This is a genomic window from Citrobacter sp. Cpo089 (genome assembly GCF_030332695.1).
Taxonomy (GTDB): Bacteria; Pseudomonadota; Gammaproteobacteria; order Enterobacterales; family Enterobacteriaceae; genus Citrobacter; species Citrobacter portucalensis.
This window is the reverse complement of the sequence record NZ_JAOWHJ010000045.1, coordinates 19,422-34,227: the sequence shown is the minus strand read 5'-3', so window position 1 is coordinate 34,227 and position 14,806 is coordinate 19,422. Positions and strand designations below refer to the sequence as shown.

Genomic DNA, 14,806 nt, shown 5'->3' with positions numbered 1-14,806 from the left:
ATGTTTCCTCGCGATTTGTCATCTGTTCCCGAGACAAAGTTTTACCGGATGCGGCATGGCTGATATGCTGCCCGCTACTTTACATCCGATGAAAGGAAATATGATGGCTAACCCGACTTTTGACACTATCGAAGCGCAAGCAAGCTACGGCATTGGTTTGCAGGTAGGACAACAGCTGAGCGAATCCGGACTGGAAGGACTGTTGCCTGAAGCGCTGGTAGCGGGTATCGCTGACGCGCTGGAAGGTAAGCACCCGGCAGTGCCGGTTGATGTTGTGCATCGCGCACTGCGTGAAATCCACGAACGCGCTGACGCAGTACGTCGCGAGCGTTTCCAGGCTATGGCGGCTGATGGCGTCAAATATCTGGAAGAAAACCGTGAGAAAGACGGTGTGAACAGCACTGAATCTGGTTTGCAGTTCCGTGTTCTGACCCAGGGTGAAGGTGCTATTCCGGCACGTACTGACCGCGTTCGCGTGCACTACACCGGTAAACTGATCGACGGTACCGTGTTTGACAGCTCTGTCGCACGTGGCGAACCAGCTGAATTCCCGGTTAACGGCGTAATCCCAGGCTGGATTGAAGCGCTGACCCTGATGCCGGTAGGTTCCAAATGGGAACTGACTATTCCTCAGGAACTGGCTTACGGCGAGCGTGGCGCTGGCGCGTCCATTCCTCCGTTCAGCACGTTGGTGTTCGAAGTTGAGCTGCTTGAGATCCTGTAAGCAGTGACTTCTGTTCCCCCCAAGGCCGGGGGGAACAAAAAAATAGCGTGAAAAGCTATAGTTACGTCGTTGTCGATATTTTATCTTGCAAATGCCCCATCAGTGTGTATTTTTGTGAGCTGATTCGCGCTATCAGAGTGATATGACACTCACTTTAAACATTAAATTAACATTATATCTAAATCTTAGTATTCATCCCGCCAATTCTTACCTAATATCGATGAGTCCTGATAACAGGATCGTCGTATCATAGACACACTAAAGGCCGTAGAGCCTGAACAACACAGACAGGTACAGGAAGAAAAAACATGGTAGATCAGGTAAAAGTCGACACCGCTGAAGAGGCGTCGTCTGAACAGTCGCTACGGCGCAATCTCACAAACCGTCATATTCAACTTATTGCTATTGGTGGCGCTATCGGTACTGGCCTGTTTATGGGCTCCGGTAAAACCATCAGTCTCGCCGGACCGTCGATCATCTTTGTGTATATGATCATCGGTTTTATGCTGTTTTTCGTGATGCGTGCAATGGGTGAATTGCTGCTCTCGAATCTGGAGTACAAATCGTTTAGTGATTTCGCCTCCGACCTGCTCGGGCCATGGGCTGGGTATTTTACCGGTTGGACCTACTGGTTCTGCTGGGTCGTTACCGGAATGGCAGACGTTGTCGCGATTACCGCGTATGCGCAATTCTGGTTCCCCGAACTGTCAGACTGGGTCGCCTCGCTGGCGGTGATCGTGCTGCTGCTGAGCCTCAACCTCGCCACCGTAAAAATGTTCGGTGAGATGGAGTTCTGGTTTGCGATGATCAAAATCGTCGCCATCATCGGCCTGATTGTCGTCGGTCTGGTGATGGTGTTGACGCACTTCCAGTCGCCAACCGGCGTTCAGGCATCGTTCACGCACTTGTGGAATGACGGTGGCTGGTTCCCGAAAGGTCTGAGCGGCTTCTTTGCCGGCTTCCAGATAGCGGTGTTCGCGTTTGTGGGTATTGAGCTGGTGGGTACGACCGCAGCGGAAACCAAGGATCCGGAAAAATCGCTGCCGCGCGCCATTAACTCGATTCCGATCCGTATCATCATGTTCTACGTTTTTGCGCTGATCGTGATTATGTCCGTTACGCCGTGGAGCTCGGTAGTGCCAACCAAGAGCCCATTCGTTGAACTGTTTGTGCTGGTTGGTCTGCCTGCTGCGGCGAGCCTGATCAACTTTGTGGTGCTGACTTCAGCTGCCTCTTCTGCAAACAGCGGCGTGTTCTCTACCAGCCGTATGCTGTTCGGTCTGGCGCAGGAAGGCGTTGCGCCTAAAGCGTTTGCCAAGCTGTCTAAACGCGCAGTTCCGGCGAAGGGTTTAACCTTCTCCTGTATCTGTCTGCTGGGCGGCGTGGTGATGCTGTACGTGAACCCGAGCGTGATTGGCGCCTTCACCATGATCACCACCGTATCGGCGATTCTGTTCATGTTCGTCTGGACCATCATTCTTTGCTCATACCTGGTGTACCGCAAGCAGCGTCCTCACCTGCATGAAAAATCAATCTACAAGATGCCGTTAGGCAAGCTGATGTGCTGGGTATGTATGGCGTTCTTCGTCTTCGTACTGGTACTGCTGACGCTGGAAGATGATACCCGTCAGGCGCTGATCGTCACGCCGCTGTGGTTCATCGCGCTGGGTCTGGGCTGGTTGTTCATCGGTAAGAAACGTATGGCAGGTACGCGATAATTGCTAAGCAGTGAGATGTAGGCCGGATAAGGCGTTTACGCCGCATCCGGCACTATGCTGGCGGGATTGCCTGATGCGGCTTCGCCTTATCAGGCCTACGTTTGAGGTCGTTGTAGGCCCGGTAAGCGCTAGCGCCACCGGGCTTTTTTATTCACCTGCGAGGGCACGCGGGAACAACACATTGTTTTCCAGGCTGATGTGTTCCATCAGGTCGTCGATCATCTCGTTAATGCCGTTATACATGGCTTTCCAGGTAGTGCAGGCCTCTGGTGGCGGCGTTACGTTATGGGTGATGTGTTTGATCACTTCTACCAGTTCACCCGCATCGTCATGTTCGCTTTCCATCACGCTGATTGGCCCCATCGCCTGGCTACCCATGCCCTGTTTGATCATCGGGAACAGGATCTGTTCTTCTTTCATCATGTGGCTGGACAGCTCTTCATGCAGCATGGTCAGGTTTTTCGCCAGACCGCGCGGTACGTTCGGTTTGTCTGCGTGAACGCGTTCAACTTTAGTGGCCTGCAGGATCAGCTCCGGCAGCTGTTCGCGGTGTCTGTCGTGATAACGCACGATGATATGGTCGATGATTTCAGCCAGAGCCACGGTACGCCAGTCTTTCTCCAGCGGCTGTTCAGCCAGCTGCGCAAGCTGCGCCTCAATAACGTCTAAATCCAGCTCTTTACGCGCGGCAGCGCGTGCCAGCGTTTGCTTACCGCCGCAGCAGTAATCCATATCGTATTTACGAAACAGGGCCGAAGCGCGAGGAATAGAGAGCGCCAGTTCACCTAAAGGTTGATCGCGATATGACATTGCCGTTACCTCATTCTCAATAATATAAGATGTATTTTAAATGCAACTTATGGCAAAGGATATAACCCTTTCGGGGTGGGGTGTTTTGTGATGGATGTCACGAAAATTTCTTATCTCGTTAAGATGCTGAATCTTATTGGAAAGGAGAGGTACGGTGAAAAAAGCCGCACGACAGGATTAAATAAGCGCACGCCGCTGCCGATAGTTAGACCTCAGACAATACCTGCATAATAAAAGGCTACAGATGTTCAAACGAATCAAAGTGATAACCTTACTTATCACCGTGTTACTCGCGCTGGGCGCAATGCAGCTCATCTCCGCGGGCGTCTTTATTGGTGCACTCAATAACGATAAGCAGAACTTTAACGTGTCTCAACTTTCCAGCCAGAACGTGGCCGAGTTTACCGATGCGTGGATTAGCCTGAACCAGGCTCGCGTCACGCTCAACCGGGGCATGCTGCGTTTACAGGGAACGATGGCCAGCGAGATTAACGGCGGTCAGTTGCAGGAGCTGGTGAACACGGCAAATCGCCTGTTGGCCGAATCGAAAGATCATTACGATAAATACTACGCTCTGCCGGAAACGCCTGGGCTGGATGAGCATCTGGCCGATCGACTGGAAGAGCAGTACGGCATCTATTCTGCGACGCTGGCAAAAATGAACGTGCTGCTGGCTGAAGGAAAGCTGGAAGAGATGTTCAAGCAGAATGCCGAGCAAAAGCAAACGGCCATGCAGGAAGTTTATCGGCAATGGCGTAGTGCGCAAACGGCGCTGGCCACTGCCGGAGTGCAGGACAATGAGAGTGATTACCAGAAGATAATCTGGCTGCTGTCCGCGGTGATGCTGATTGTCGTCACCGTGATTATCGCCAGTTGGCTGGCGATGCAGCGAGTGCTGCTCAAGCCGCTCCACGAGGTGATGGGACATATTCGCCACATTGCCGCAGGCGATTTGACGCACCCCATCAGCGCCGATGGCAGTAATGAAATGGCGCTGCTGGCAAGCAACGTCCGTGACATGCAGCAGGCGCTGGCGAATACGGTCAGCGTGGTGCGTGACGGGGCCGATACCATCTATACCGGCGCGGGTGAAATCGCCGCAGGCAGTAACGATCTCTCTTCACGTACCGAGCAGCAGGCCGCCTCTCTGGAAGAGACTGCTGCCAGCATGGAACAACTTACCGCAACCGTGAGACAGAACGCAGATAACGCGCGTCAGGCGACCAGTCTGGCAAAAAATGCTTCACAAACGGCGCAAAAAGGCGGAAACGTGGTCGATGGCGTGGTGCGTACGATGGATGAAATCGCCACCAGTTCCAGCAAAATCGCGCAAATTACCAATGTTATCGACGGCATTGCCTTCCAGACCAATATCCTTGCGCTAAACGCGGCGGTGGAAGCGGCGCGTGCGGGCGAGCAGGGACGCGGATTTGCCGTGGTCGCAGGCGAGGTTCGGACGCTGGCGCAGCGTAGTGCCCAGGCGGCGAAGGAGATCAAAGCGCTGATTGATGACTCGGGGTATCGGGTCAATGCCGGCACGGCGCTGGTGCATGAAGCGGGCGAAACGATGGCGGAAATAGTTAGCGCCGTGACCCGCGTGACCGACATCATGGGGGAGATTGCCTCAGCTTCTGATGAACAAAGTCGGGGTATCGATCAGGTAGGCCAGGCGGTTGCCGAAATGGATCGCGTGACCCAGCAAAACGCCTCGCTGGTAGAAGAGTCCGCTTCCGCCGCTGCCGCGCTTGAAGAGCAGGCCGCGCGGTTGAACCAGACGGTAGCGGTGTTTAAAGTGTCGCGCCGGATGGCGGCGTAAACGCCTTATCCGGCCTACATGAGATCGTACAATCCTTGTAGGCCGGATAAGCAGCGCCATCCGGCACATTATGATTGTGAAACCACCACGACGCTCGGTTTCTGTGGCTTGGCTCTGACGGCTATCACCACCCCAACCATCAGCAGCGCAATTCCGCTAACCGTCAGCAGAGGTGGAAATTCCTCGCGCAGAATAAAGGTGTACAACAGGCCAGCCAGCGTTTCGAAGACAATCAGCGGGCCGAGGATCACCGTCGGTAATTTTTGGCTGGCGACGTTCCAGCACAATGCGCCAACCCACGAACACAATACCGCAATGGCTATCATCAGACCGATAAACACGCCCGGACGCGGACCAAAGGGCAGAGCGAAGTCCGGCGTTTGCCCGTTAAGCCACAGGCAGGCGGCAATGTAACCGAGCAGAGAAACAGGCAACGTTACCAGAGCCTGGGCCGTCGCCCACATCATCGGGTGCTTATCCGGATTCTCGCGCAGCCAGCGGGCATTACGCAGCGCATACCATGCCCAACACACCACCGAGACAAGCGCCAGCGCGATGCCGGAACCATAACGCCAGCCACTAAAGTCTGGTAACCCCTGATTCAGCTCCGAGATATTCACGCACAGCAGTCCTATACCAATCAATACCAGCGCAGGCGACAGACGCCACCATGATAATTTGCCGTCACGCTGGCTGTAGAGCAGGTTAGCGAAGACCGGGATCACCACCGGTAATGTACCAATAATCATCGTGGAGACCGGTGCGCCGGTGCGCTGGATGGCGCTTGCCAGGCAAACGTAATAAATCAGATTCCCCATCATTGTTAGCGTCAGCGCAGTTACCCAGTCTTTCCGCACAAGTTGACGCAGGCGCGCACGTCCCAGCCAGGCAATCGGCAATGCGATCAGCCCCAGCGCCAGATAACGCCCCATCGACTGCAATACCGCCGGGTATTCCGGTACGATCAGCGGTCCAACAAAAATTAATCCCCACATCAGCCCGGCCAACAGGGCATACAACACACCGCTAATCATTTTTGACATCCACATCGTTTAACAATGAGTCGAGTGTAGGCAGGAAAAATGCCGCCGTATTGTATGAGATTGCTGATCAACGCCGGACGACTTGTTTCTGATAACGTACCGGCGTAATGCCGTAGCGATGAGTAAACGCGCGGGTGAGATGCGACTGGTCGGTGAGGCCGGTTGCGGCGGCGACCTCTGCGGCGGGCATACCGTAAGTGAGAAAACCTTTGGCTCGCCATAGGCGGATCGCCATCAGCATCTGGTGCGGCGTGACGTGGAAATGAGATTTAAACTGGCGCTGAAAATGCCAGGGACTCAGCGATGCAACCCGCGCCAGCTCGTCGAGCGTGACCGGATGCATATAATTATCGTGCAGATACTCGCGTACCCGTTCAAAGCGATGCGCCCCCTCCGTCAATACCGGCGCATGGCGGGCCAGTGGCTGGAACGTGTCGATCAGATCGAGTAGGAGTCCTTTTTGCGTCAGCGGATCTTCCGTGTTCCACAGGCTGTGGATCAGCGAGCAGATCTGGCGCGAGCGCAGCGGATCGTGACGCGTTACGTCATGAAACCACCAGTGGCGGATCCCGGTGACCTCTTCCAGAAGGTAGGGTTCAAGATAAATCATCCGATAGCGCCAGCCGTCGGCGGTTTCGGCTTCGCCGGTATGCAGCTCATCGGGATTCATGGTGACGACGGAATGGGCGGGGGCAACATACTGCGTGCCGCGATAGCGAAAACGTTCGGCTCCGACTTCTATCGCGCCAATGCCAAACGCTTCATGGGTGTGCGGCTCGAAAGCGTAACGCGAGATGTGCGCATGATACAGCTCAACGCCCGGCACCTGCGCCAGATGGCGAAAGCGGGCGCTGTCTTTCTCATCAATAAACTGCTCAGGTACACCTTGCACGTTTTCTCTCCCCACGCATCATCCTGTCATTATCAGAGAGGATGCGCGGGGATGCCACCACAATTAACTAATTTTTAACACTTACACGATGCCTTTGACACTGTCAGCCAACGAGGTGGTCGGGCGACCAATCAGTTTGCTCAGCGTATGGCTGTCGTCGAACAGACCGCCTTTGGAGGCGCCAGTGTCTGAGTCAGCCAGCATGTCCGCCAGCCCGGCAGGCAGGCCTACACCTTTAAGTGCGGCGGCAAAATCTGCTTCGCTCAGGTTCTGATACACCACTTTTTTACCACTCTGTTTTGCCAGCTCGGCAGCCAACTGGCTCAGGGTCCAGCCTGCGTCGCCCGCCAGCTCATAAGTTTTACCGGAATGAACGTCTTCACTGATGACGCGCGCGGCGGCAGCGGCATAGTCGGCGCGGGTCGCTGAGGCGATTTTGCCTTCACCTGCAGCCCCGATAAACACGCCGTGTTCCAGTGCAGCCGGTGCGCTGGCGAGATAGTTTTCGGTGTACCAGCCGTTACGCAGCAGCGCGTATGCGATACCGGATTCAGCCAGCATCTTCTCGGTTGCCACATGCTCATCAGCCAGCCCCAGCGGGGAGGTGTCGGCGTGCAGCAGGCTGGTGTAGGCGATGAATTTCACGTGCGCGGCTTTCGCTGCGTTAATCACGTTGCGATGCTGCGAGGCGCGTTGTCCCACTTCGCTGGAGGAGATTAGCAGTAGCTTGTCGATACCCTGTAAGGCAGCCGTCAAGGCGGCTTCATCGCTGTAATCCGCCTGACGAACGGTAATGCCCTGCTGGCTAAGCGCCGTCGCTTTAGCGGGATTACGCACAATTGCCACAATCTGGCTGGCAGGAACGGTTTTCAGCAGAGATTCAATAACATGTTGGCCCAGTTGGCCGGTGGCGCCGGTAATTGCGATCATGGAGTGACTCCTTGGTATTGGTCTTGTGTTTAATCACGCTAACACCTAAACTTACTTTTAGTAAGTACGCACAAAAAGGTTAGTATGAAAATGACAGCTTCGACGCTCTCCCAGCAGTTACGTGATGGCAACTTGTTTGCCGAACAGTGTCCCTCCCGCGAGGTGTTAAAACATGTCACCAGCCGCTGGGGCGTGTTGATTCTGGTGGCGCTGCGCGACGGTACGCACCGTTTCAGCGATTTGCGCCGTAAGATGGGCGGGGTCAGTGAAAAGATGCTGGCGCAATCCCTGCAAGCGTTAGAGCATGACGGGTTTATCAATCGGGTGTCGTATCCGGTGGTACCGCCGCACGTGGAGTATAGCCTGACGCCGTTGGGTGAGCAGGTGAGCGATAAAGTTGCCGCGCTGGCGGACTGGATAGAACTGAATTTGCCGCAGGTTTTAGCGCAGCGGGACGAACGGGCTGCGTAGTTTTGTAGGCCGGATAAGACGCTATTGCGCCGCATCCGGCACGAAAATTACTTACTTAAATCCAGCTGATAAATAGCGAAACCGATGTCATCGGTCGCGACTTTCTTCAGCGGATACTGGCCTTTCTCTTTAATAAATGCCGCGGCTTTATCAGACGGTGATGTTTCAAAGCGAATATCCAGTGGTGTGTCGCTATGAATTGGCGCCAGACGCCAGTTGTTATCTGCCGCCGGGTGAATTTCACCGGTACGCTTCGTCTCTGCACCAATCCACGCCGCCAGCACCGAGCGGTTTTCATCCGGAGAGGCAAACGCGATGTGGCTGTCGCCGGTTCCGGCAAACTTACCGCCGTAGGCGCGGTAGTTGTTGGTCGCGACGAGGAAGGTGGCATTCGGATCGATTGGTTTGCCGTTAAAGGTCAGATTTTTAATACGTTCCGCTTTCGGGTTAATGGTCTGACATTCACCGTCGTAGCGGGCGGGTTGTGAAACATCAATCTGATAATTCACGCCGTCAATCACGTCGAAGTTATAGGTACGGAAGCCATCCCAGTTAATCAACGACTGTGGTTTGCTGCTGTGGATATCAATCTGATTGAACTGCCCGGCGGAACATTCCAGCCATTCTTTCACCTCTTTACCGCTGGCTTTCACCACCACCAGAGTGTTGGGATAGAGATACAAATCAGCGGCGTTACGGAAGGTTAACTGACCTTTTTCGACTTCTACGAAGCTTGCCGGATCGTTCTTGCGTCCACCGACCTTAAACGGCGCGGCGGCGGAAAGTACCGGCAGTTTTGCCAGATCCGGATCGCCCTGAATAAAGTGTTCCACATAGGCTTTCTGCGCGTTGTTCACCACCTGTACGGTCGGGTCATCCTGTACCAGCGCCAGATAGCTGTACATGTTGTCGGCGGATTTACCGATCGGTTTGCTGACAAACTCACGCGTGGCGTCGTGATCGGCTTTCAGGATCTCAACGATTTTTTTGTCTTCTGCTGCCAGTGATTTTTTGGCTGCGGCGTCATAGATCGGGCGCGCCTCGGCTTTCGCCTGAGTGACCTGCCATTTACCGCTGTCGTTATTCAGCTCTAAATCCACCACGCCCAGGTGATCGCCCCACATACCCGGCATCACAGCAGGAACCCCATTCAGCGTACCTTTTGTGATATCTGCGCCTTTAATATTGGCAAAGTCTTTACCCGGGAAGACGGCGTGAGCGTGACCAAACATAATGGCATCCACGCCCGGTACTTCACTGAGGTAATAAACGGAGTTTTCCGCCATCGTTTGATATGGGTCGGCAGAAAGCCCGGAGTGAGCAACCACCACCACGACATCGGCGCCTTTTTCTCTCATTTCCGGAACGTATTTGCGTGCAGTTTCCGTAATGTCGTTCACCGTGACTTTGCCGCTGAGGTTGGCTTTATCCCAGGTCATAATCTGCGGTGGCACAAAGCCGATATAGCCAATCTTCAGCGTTTGCTTGTTCCCTTCCTTGTCGACCACCTCAGTGTCTTTGATCAAGTAAGGCGTAAATAGCGGCTTCTTGGTCTTAACGTCGATGATATTGGCGTTAACGTAAGGGAATTTCGCCCCGGCCAGCGCGTTGTGCAGATACTCCAGACCGTAGTTGAATTCATGGTTGCCGAGGTTACCCACCGCGTAATCCAGGGTATTCAGCGCCTTATATACCGGGTGTGTTTCGCCCGCTTTCAGCCCCTTGGCCGCCATGTAATCCCCGAGCGGGCTGCCCTGAATCAGATCGCCATTATCAACCAGCACGCTGTTTTTGACTTCACCACGCGCAGCGTTGATCAGACTTGCCGTACGTACCAGACCGAATTTTTCAGTCGGTGTATCTTTGTAATAATCGAAATCCATCATATTGCTATGCAAATCAGTGGTTTCCATTATACGCAGATCGACGGTCGCGGCATTGACGCTGGCTGCAATCAGCGTTGCCAGAAGCGTTGCACTAAACTTAATCATCAGGGGCATCCTTTTAAGATCTAAACCACAAAAGAAAATGTATATAAATCTTCTTGCTTACAGAACTGTGAATCATGACATGAATATAGCGTTTAAAACCGCAGACGCTATCACAGTTGGCGGATCCCCTGACGATCGGGTATAAGTAAAACAACGAGTTAACACCACTGACAGAAACGAGGTGGAGAATGCTAGAACATGTATGCCAGCTTGCACGGAACGCGGGCGATGCCATTATGCAGGTCTACGATGGAATCAAACCGATGGAGATTACCAGCAAGCAGGATGATTCTCCGGTCACGGCGGCAGATATCGCCGCGCATACGGTGATCCTCGAAGGATTACTGGCGCTGACGCCGGATATTCCGGTTCTGTCTGAAGAGGCGCCTCCTGGCTGGGATGTTCGCCAGCATTGGCAGCGCTACTGGCTGGTGGACCCGCTGGACGGGACCAAAGAGTTCATTAAGCGTAACGGTGAATTTACCGTCAATATTGCGCTAATCGAGAAAGGAAAGCCGGTTCTGGGCGTGGTTTACGCGCCGGTAATGAAAGTGATGTACTGCGCAGCAGAAGGTAAAGCGTGGAAAGAAGAGTGCGGCGTACGCAAACAAATTCAGGTTCGTGACGCGCGTCCGCCGCTGGTGGTCATTAGCCGCTCGCATGCCGACAATGAGTTAAAAGAGTATCTGCAACAGTTGGGTGAGCACCAGACCACCTCGATTGGCTCATCGCTGAAGTTCTGCCTGGTGGCGGAAGGGCACGCACAGCTGTATCCGCGTTTTGGGCCAACCAACGTGTGGGACACCGCCGCTGGCCATGCCGTTGCCGCCGCAGCCGGAGCGCACGTTCACGACTGGCAGGGGAAACCTCTGGATTACACCCCACGTGAATCGTTCCTCAACCCCGGCTTCCGCGTCTCTATTTACTGAGTAATTTGTGCAGCAGGGCAATTACCTGCTGCACCTCTTCCTGCGTTAATGCGCCATCTTTTGCCCACTGCATGCGTCCGTCCTTGTCGAGTACGACGATAGCGGAGCTCTCTTCATCCAGTTGCCAGGCTTTACGCGCAATGCCATTACTGTCGACAATGAATTGCGACCACGGGTAGAGCTTCTTATTGCTCTCCAGACTGCTGCGCACAAACATACCGGAGCCGGGAATGGCGTCATCCGTGTTGACGATAGTGGTGGTCTGGTATTTGTCGTGAGGCAGGTTGGCGGCTTTGATTGCCTCGATCAGCGTCGCATTTTTCTCTTTGGCGGAGGTGCGTCCGGCAATGTGTTGCACAATTCGCACTTTGCCTGGCAACTGCGCGCTATTCCAGCTTTTGTAGCTAAACTTATCGTTATCGAGAATCAGTTCGCCGCGATCGGCGATCCCCACCGGCGGTACGCGCTGGTCAGTCTCAAACTTATGTGCGGAGGCAATCATCGGCAGTAGCAGGCACGACAGCGCCAGCAGTTTTCGTAAGGTCATAGTTTTTCCTTCTTTCTTTTATTTTGCAGGTGATCCGACCACTTGGGTCTGGAATTTAATCATATGTGCGAATGATGCTTTTTCCCGCAAGCGCGATGCCAGTTTGCGGACGGGCGCACAAATCCTGCGAAAAATGAAGGCTTATACTGAAGACAGCGAAGCGTTGAAAAGATAATTCTGAATAATTGTAACTTGAAGGTAAATAAACTTATACACGCTGGAAACATCAACGAGATAGTCTATAGTCATAGGGCATTAAAATTTGCGCCTGAGGATTGTCGGACCGATTGTGGTTCCGCAAAGGCGTAATGCTCAGCAGGAGACAACAATGAAAATTTTCCAACGATACAACCCGCTGCAGGTGGCGAAGTACGTGAAGATCCTGTTTCGTGGACGGTTATATATCAAGGATGTAGGCGCTTTTGAATTTGATAAGGGTAAGATTCTTATCCCAAAAGTGAAGGACAAACTGCATTTTTCCGTGATGTCCGAAGTTAACCGTCAGGTCTTGCGTCTGCAAACTGAGATGGCTTGATCAAAGTGCTATGCAGTAGTTAAAAAAACGGCTCCTGATGGGAGCCGTTGATGTTTCTGTAGGGCGTTAAGACGCCTTTGCCTCTTCTTTTGCATCTGGCAGTTTTGGTACCAAAACAGTAGGTTTGCTGTCCAGACGCGTCACCAGCAGCTGATCGATCTTGTAGTTATCGATATCCACCACTTCAAATTTGTAGCCTGAATACTTCACCGAGTCGGTGCGTTTCGGGATTTTACGCAGCATGAACATCATAAAACCACCAATGGTTTCATAGTTGCCAGACTGCGGGAATTCGTCGATATCCAGCACGCGCATCACGTCATCAATCGGTGTACCGCCGTCGACTAACCATGAGTTTTCATCACGTGCCACAATCTGCTCTTCCAGACCCTGACCTACCAGATCGCCCATCAGCGTCGTCATAACGTCGTTGAGGGTGATAATCCCCACCACCAGCGCGTACTCGTTCATGATGACGGCAAAGTCTTCACCTGCGGTTTTGAAGCTTTCCAGCGCTTCAGAGAGCGTCAGCGTGTCCGGGACGATCAGCGTATTGCGGATCTGTACGCCGCTGTTCAGCGCCATGCTTTGGTTCGCCAGTACGCGGTTGAGGAGATCCTTTGAATCAACATAACCAATGATGTGGTCGATATCTTCGTTACACACCAGGAATTTGGAGTGCGGATGTTCCGCCACCTTGTTCTTCAGGCTTTGCTCATCTTCATGGAGATCGAACCAGATAATATTCTCGCGCGAGGTCATTGAAGACGGGACGGTACGGGATTCCAGTTCGAACACATTTTCAATCAGCTCATGCTCCTGCTTGCGCAGAACACCCGCCAGCGCACCCGCTTCGACCACGGCGTAAATGTCGTCCGAGGTGATGTCATCTTTACGCACCATTGGGATCTTAAACAGACGGAAAATGTTGTTTGCCAGACCGTTAAAGAACCATACCAGCGGGCGGAAGACCAGCAGGCAGAAGCGCATCGGGTTGATGATACGCAAAGCCACAGCTTCTGGCGCAATCATACCGATGCGTTTCGGGGTTAAATCCGCGAACAGGATGAACAGGCCAGTAACCAGCGAGAACGACAGAATAAAGCTTAACTGTTCGGACAGCTCTGGAGTGAAGTACTTCGAGAAAAGGCTGTAAAACGCCGGGGAGAATGCTGCATCACCGACGATACCGCCGAGAATGGCGACCGCGTTAAGGCCAATTTGCACGACGGTAAAAAACATGCCGGGGTTTTCCTGCATCTTCAAAACACGTTGTGCGTTTACGTTGCCTTCATCGGCAAGCAGTTTAAGTTTTATTTTGCGTGATGCAGCAAGCGAGATCTCAGATATCGAGAAAAACGCACTCACGGCGATCAGGCAGAGAATGACTAAAATACTGTTTAACATATCTTATCCGACCGTTCGGGTCAGATCCTCGGAAGGGAGAAGTTGATACTCGTCGTCTTTCAAGCTGCAGGTGCGTTAGCTGCACTCATTCACCCCAGTCACATAGTTCTCTATGCTCCTGGGGATTCACGAGTTTGCCGCCTGCCTGCAACTCGAAATCCTTAGAGTATAAATCCAATGGAATATTCATTGAAAACCGGCTCGTGGAAGTGAGCCGGTAAATTCAGAAGCTAGTATAGCGTAAGGCACTGTAAAGTCGCCAGAGGGGGAAATTATCCTTGTGGCGGCAGGCAAACACCAATACCACCAATACCACAATATCCGTAAGGATTTTTGTGCAGATACTGCTGGTGATCGTCCTCGGCATAATAGAACGGGGTTGCCGTAGTGATTTCCGTGGTAATGGTGCGCTCGTCGCCTGCGGCGGTCATTGCTGCCTGAAAACGCTCAAGGCTGGCCTGTGCGGCGGCGGTTTGTTCCGGCGTTAACGGGTAAATGGCGGAGCGATACTGCGTGCCCTGGTCGTTCCCCTGACGCATGCCTTGAGCCGGGTCGTGATTTTCCCAGAACACCTGCAGCAGTTGTTCGTAGCTGATAACATGCGGGTCATAGACGATGCGTACCGCTTCGGCATGCCCGGTATCGCCAGAACAGACTTCCCGATAGGTTGGGTTTGGGGTGTAGCCGCCGGTGTACCCGGCCGCCGTGCTGTAGACCCCTGGCAATGACCAAAATAAACGCTCAACGCCCCAGAAGCATCCCATGGCGAAATAAGCTATCTCCATACCGTCGGGCACATTGGTCATCGAATGTTGGTTAACCGCATGCAGCGTTGCCACTGGCATCGGGGTGTTGCGTCCAGGTAGCGCATCTGCTTGAGTAACAAGATGCTTTCTATCAAATAAACTCATGGCCGTTCTCCCGAAATCAGTCATTTGGGTTAAGGTTGTAACGAGACGCGTCTTTGCCCACAATAAACGGCATGAATACGTC

14 protein-coding genes are annotated in these 14,806 nt (G+C 53.3%); 6 read left to right on the top strand and 8 right to left on the bottom strand.

The genetic code is table 11. The features are described from left to right. Positions 1–103: 103 nt before the first annotated feature. Both bamJ and cycA read left to right on the top strand, forming a co-directional pair. Positions 104–724 carry a BamJ family beta-barrel-assembly machinery protein gene (gene bamJ, locus OGX92_RS07325; RefSeq protein WP_032934269.1) on the top strand — a complete coding sequence of 207 codons (621 nt, stop codon included), beginning with the start codon at positions 104–106 and terminating at the stop codon, positions 722–724. Positions 725–1,032: 308 nt separating this feature from the next. Next, on the top strand, positions 1,033–2,442 hold the full coding sequence (gene cycA / locus OGX92_RS07320) for a D-serine/D-alanine/glycine transporter (RefSeq protein WP_003830438.1): 1,410 nt from the start codon (positions 1,033–1,035) through the stop codon (positions 2,440–2,442). Positions 2,443–2,589: 147 nt separating this feature from the next. On the opposite strand, the gene ytfE is transcribed toward cycA, so the two are convergent. Beyond that, complete coding sequence (gene ytfE / locus OGX92_RS07315) at positions 2,590–3,252, bottom strand: iron-sulfur cluster repair protein YtfE (protein ID WP_003025690.1); 663 nt, start codon at positions 3,250–3,252, stop codon at positions 2,590–2,592. 244 nt (positions 3,253–3,496) lie between these two features. On the opposite strand from ytfE, the gene OGX92_RS07310 reads away from it, so the two are divergent. After that, positions 3,497–5,068 carry a methyl-accepting chemotaxis protein gene (locus tag OGX92_RS07310; RefSeq protein ID WP_126957068.1) on the top strand — a complete coding sequence of 524 codons (1,572 nt, stop codon included), beginning with the start codon at positions 3,497–3,499 and terminating at the stop codon, positions 5,066–5,068. Between the two features lie 68 nt (positions 5,069–5,136). On the opposite strand, the gene OGX92_RS07305 is transcribed toward OGX92_RS07310, so the two are convergent. The 3 genes from OGX92_RS07305 to OGX92_RS07295 form a co-directional block, all read right to left on the bottom strand. Beyond that, complete coding sequence (locus OGX92_RS07305; protein ID WP_003830433.1) at positions 5,137–6,102, bottom strand: DMT family transporter; 966 nt, start codon at positions 6,100–6,102, stop codon at positions 5,137–5,139. Between the two features lie 76 nt (positions 6,103–6,178). Beyond that, positions 6,179–7,003: an AraC family transcriptional regulator gene (locus OGX92_RS07300; protein WP_286586379.1), complete on the bottom strand. Its 825-nt coding sequence runs from the start codon at positions 7,001–7,003 to the stop codon at positions 6,179–6,181. A gap of 81 nt (positions 7,004–7,084) precedes the next feature. Next, positions 7,085–7,933 (bottom strand): SDR family oxidoreductase, encoded by an 849-nt coding sequence (locus tag OGX92_RS07295; protein ID WP_063941647.1) that lies wholly within the window; start codon positions 7,931–7,933, stop codon positions 7,085–7,087. A 90-nt stretch (positions 7,934–8,023) separates the two neighbouring features. Between OGX92_RS07295 and OGX92_RS07290 the strand changes: the two genes are divergently transcribed. Continuing rightward, complete coding sequence (locus OGX92_RS07290) at positions 8,024–8,404, top strand: winged helix-turn-helix transcriptional regulator (RefSeq protein WP_032934267.1); 381 nt, start codon at positions 8,024–8,026, stop codon at positions 8,402–8,404. Positions 8,405–8,451: 47 nt separating this feature from the next. Here the strand turns inward: OGX92_RS07290 and cpdB are convergent, their stop codons facing one another. Then, positions 8,452–10,395 (bottom strand): 2',3'-cyclic-nucleotide 2'-phosphodiesterase, encoded by a 1,944-nt coding sequence (cpdB, locus tag OGX92_RS07285; protein WP_257662243.1) that lies wholly within the window; start codon positions 10,393–10,395, stop codon positions 8,452–8,454. 188 nt (positions 10,396–10,583) lie between these two features. Between cpdB and cysQ the strand changes: the two genes are divergently transcribed. Then, positions 10,584–11,324, top strand: coding sequence for a 3'(2'),5'-bisphosphate nucleotidase CysQ (gene cysQ / locus OGX92_RS07280; RefSeq protein WP_003830423.1), 741 nt, complete (start codon positions 10,584–10,586; stop codon positions 11,322–11,324). On the opposite strand, the gene OGX92_RS07275 is transcribed toward cysQ, so the two are convergent. After that, entirely contained in the window at positions 11,314–11,871 is a 558-nt protein-coding gene (locus OGX92_RS07275) for a YtfJ family protein (protein WP_206160193.1), read from the bottom strand. The genes cysQ and OGX92_RS07275 overlap by 11 nt on opposite strands. Positions 11,872–12,199: 328 nt before the next feature. Between OGX92_RS07275 and OGX92_RS07270 the strand changes: the two genes are divergently transcribed. Further along, positions 12,200–12,406, top strand: coding sequence for a DUF1107 domain-containing protein (locus OGX92_RS07270; RefSeq protein WP_003025710.1), 207 nt, complete (start codon positions 12,200–12,202; stop codon positions 12,404–12,406). Positions 12,407–12,472: 66 nt separating this feature from the next. On the opposite strand, the gene paeA is transcribed toward OGX92_RS07270, so the two are convergent. Beyond that, the gene (gene paeA / locus OGX92_RS07265; RefSeq protein WP_003830418.1) at positions 12,473–13,813 is read right to left on the bottom strand and encodes a polyamine export protein PaeA; all 1,341 of its coding nucleotides are present in this window, start codon (positions 13,811–13,813) and stop codon (positions 12,473–12,475) included. A gap of 272 nt (positions 13,814–14,085) precedes the next feature. Next, positions 14,086–14,724 (bottom strand): peptide-methionine (S)-S-oxide reductase MsrA, encoded by a 639-nt coding sequence (gene msrA / locus OGX92_RS07260; protein ID WP_003830412.1) that lies wholly within the window; start codon positions 14,722–14,724, stop codon positions 14,086–14,088. Positions 14,725–14,806 lie beyond the last annotated feature (82 nt).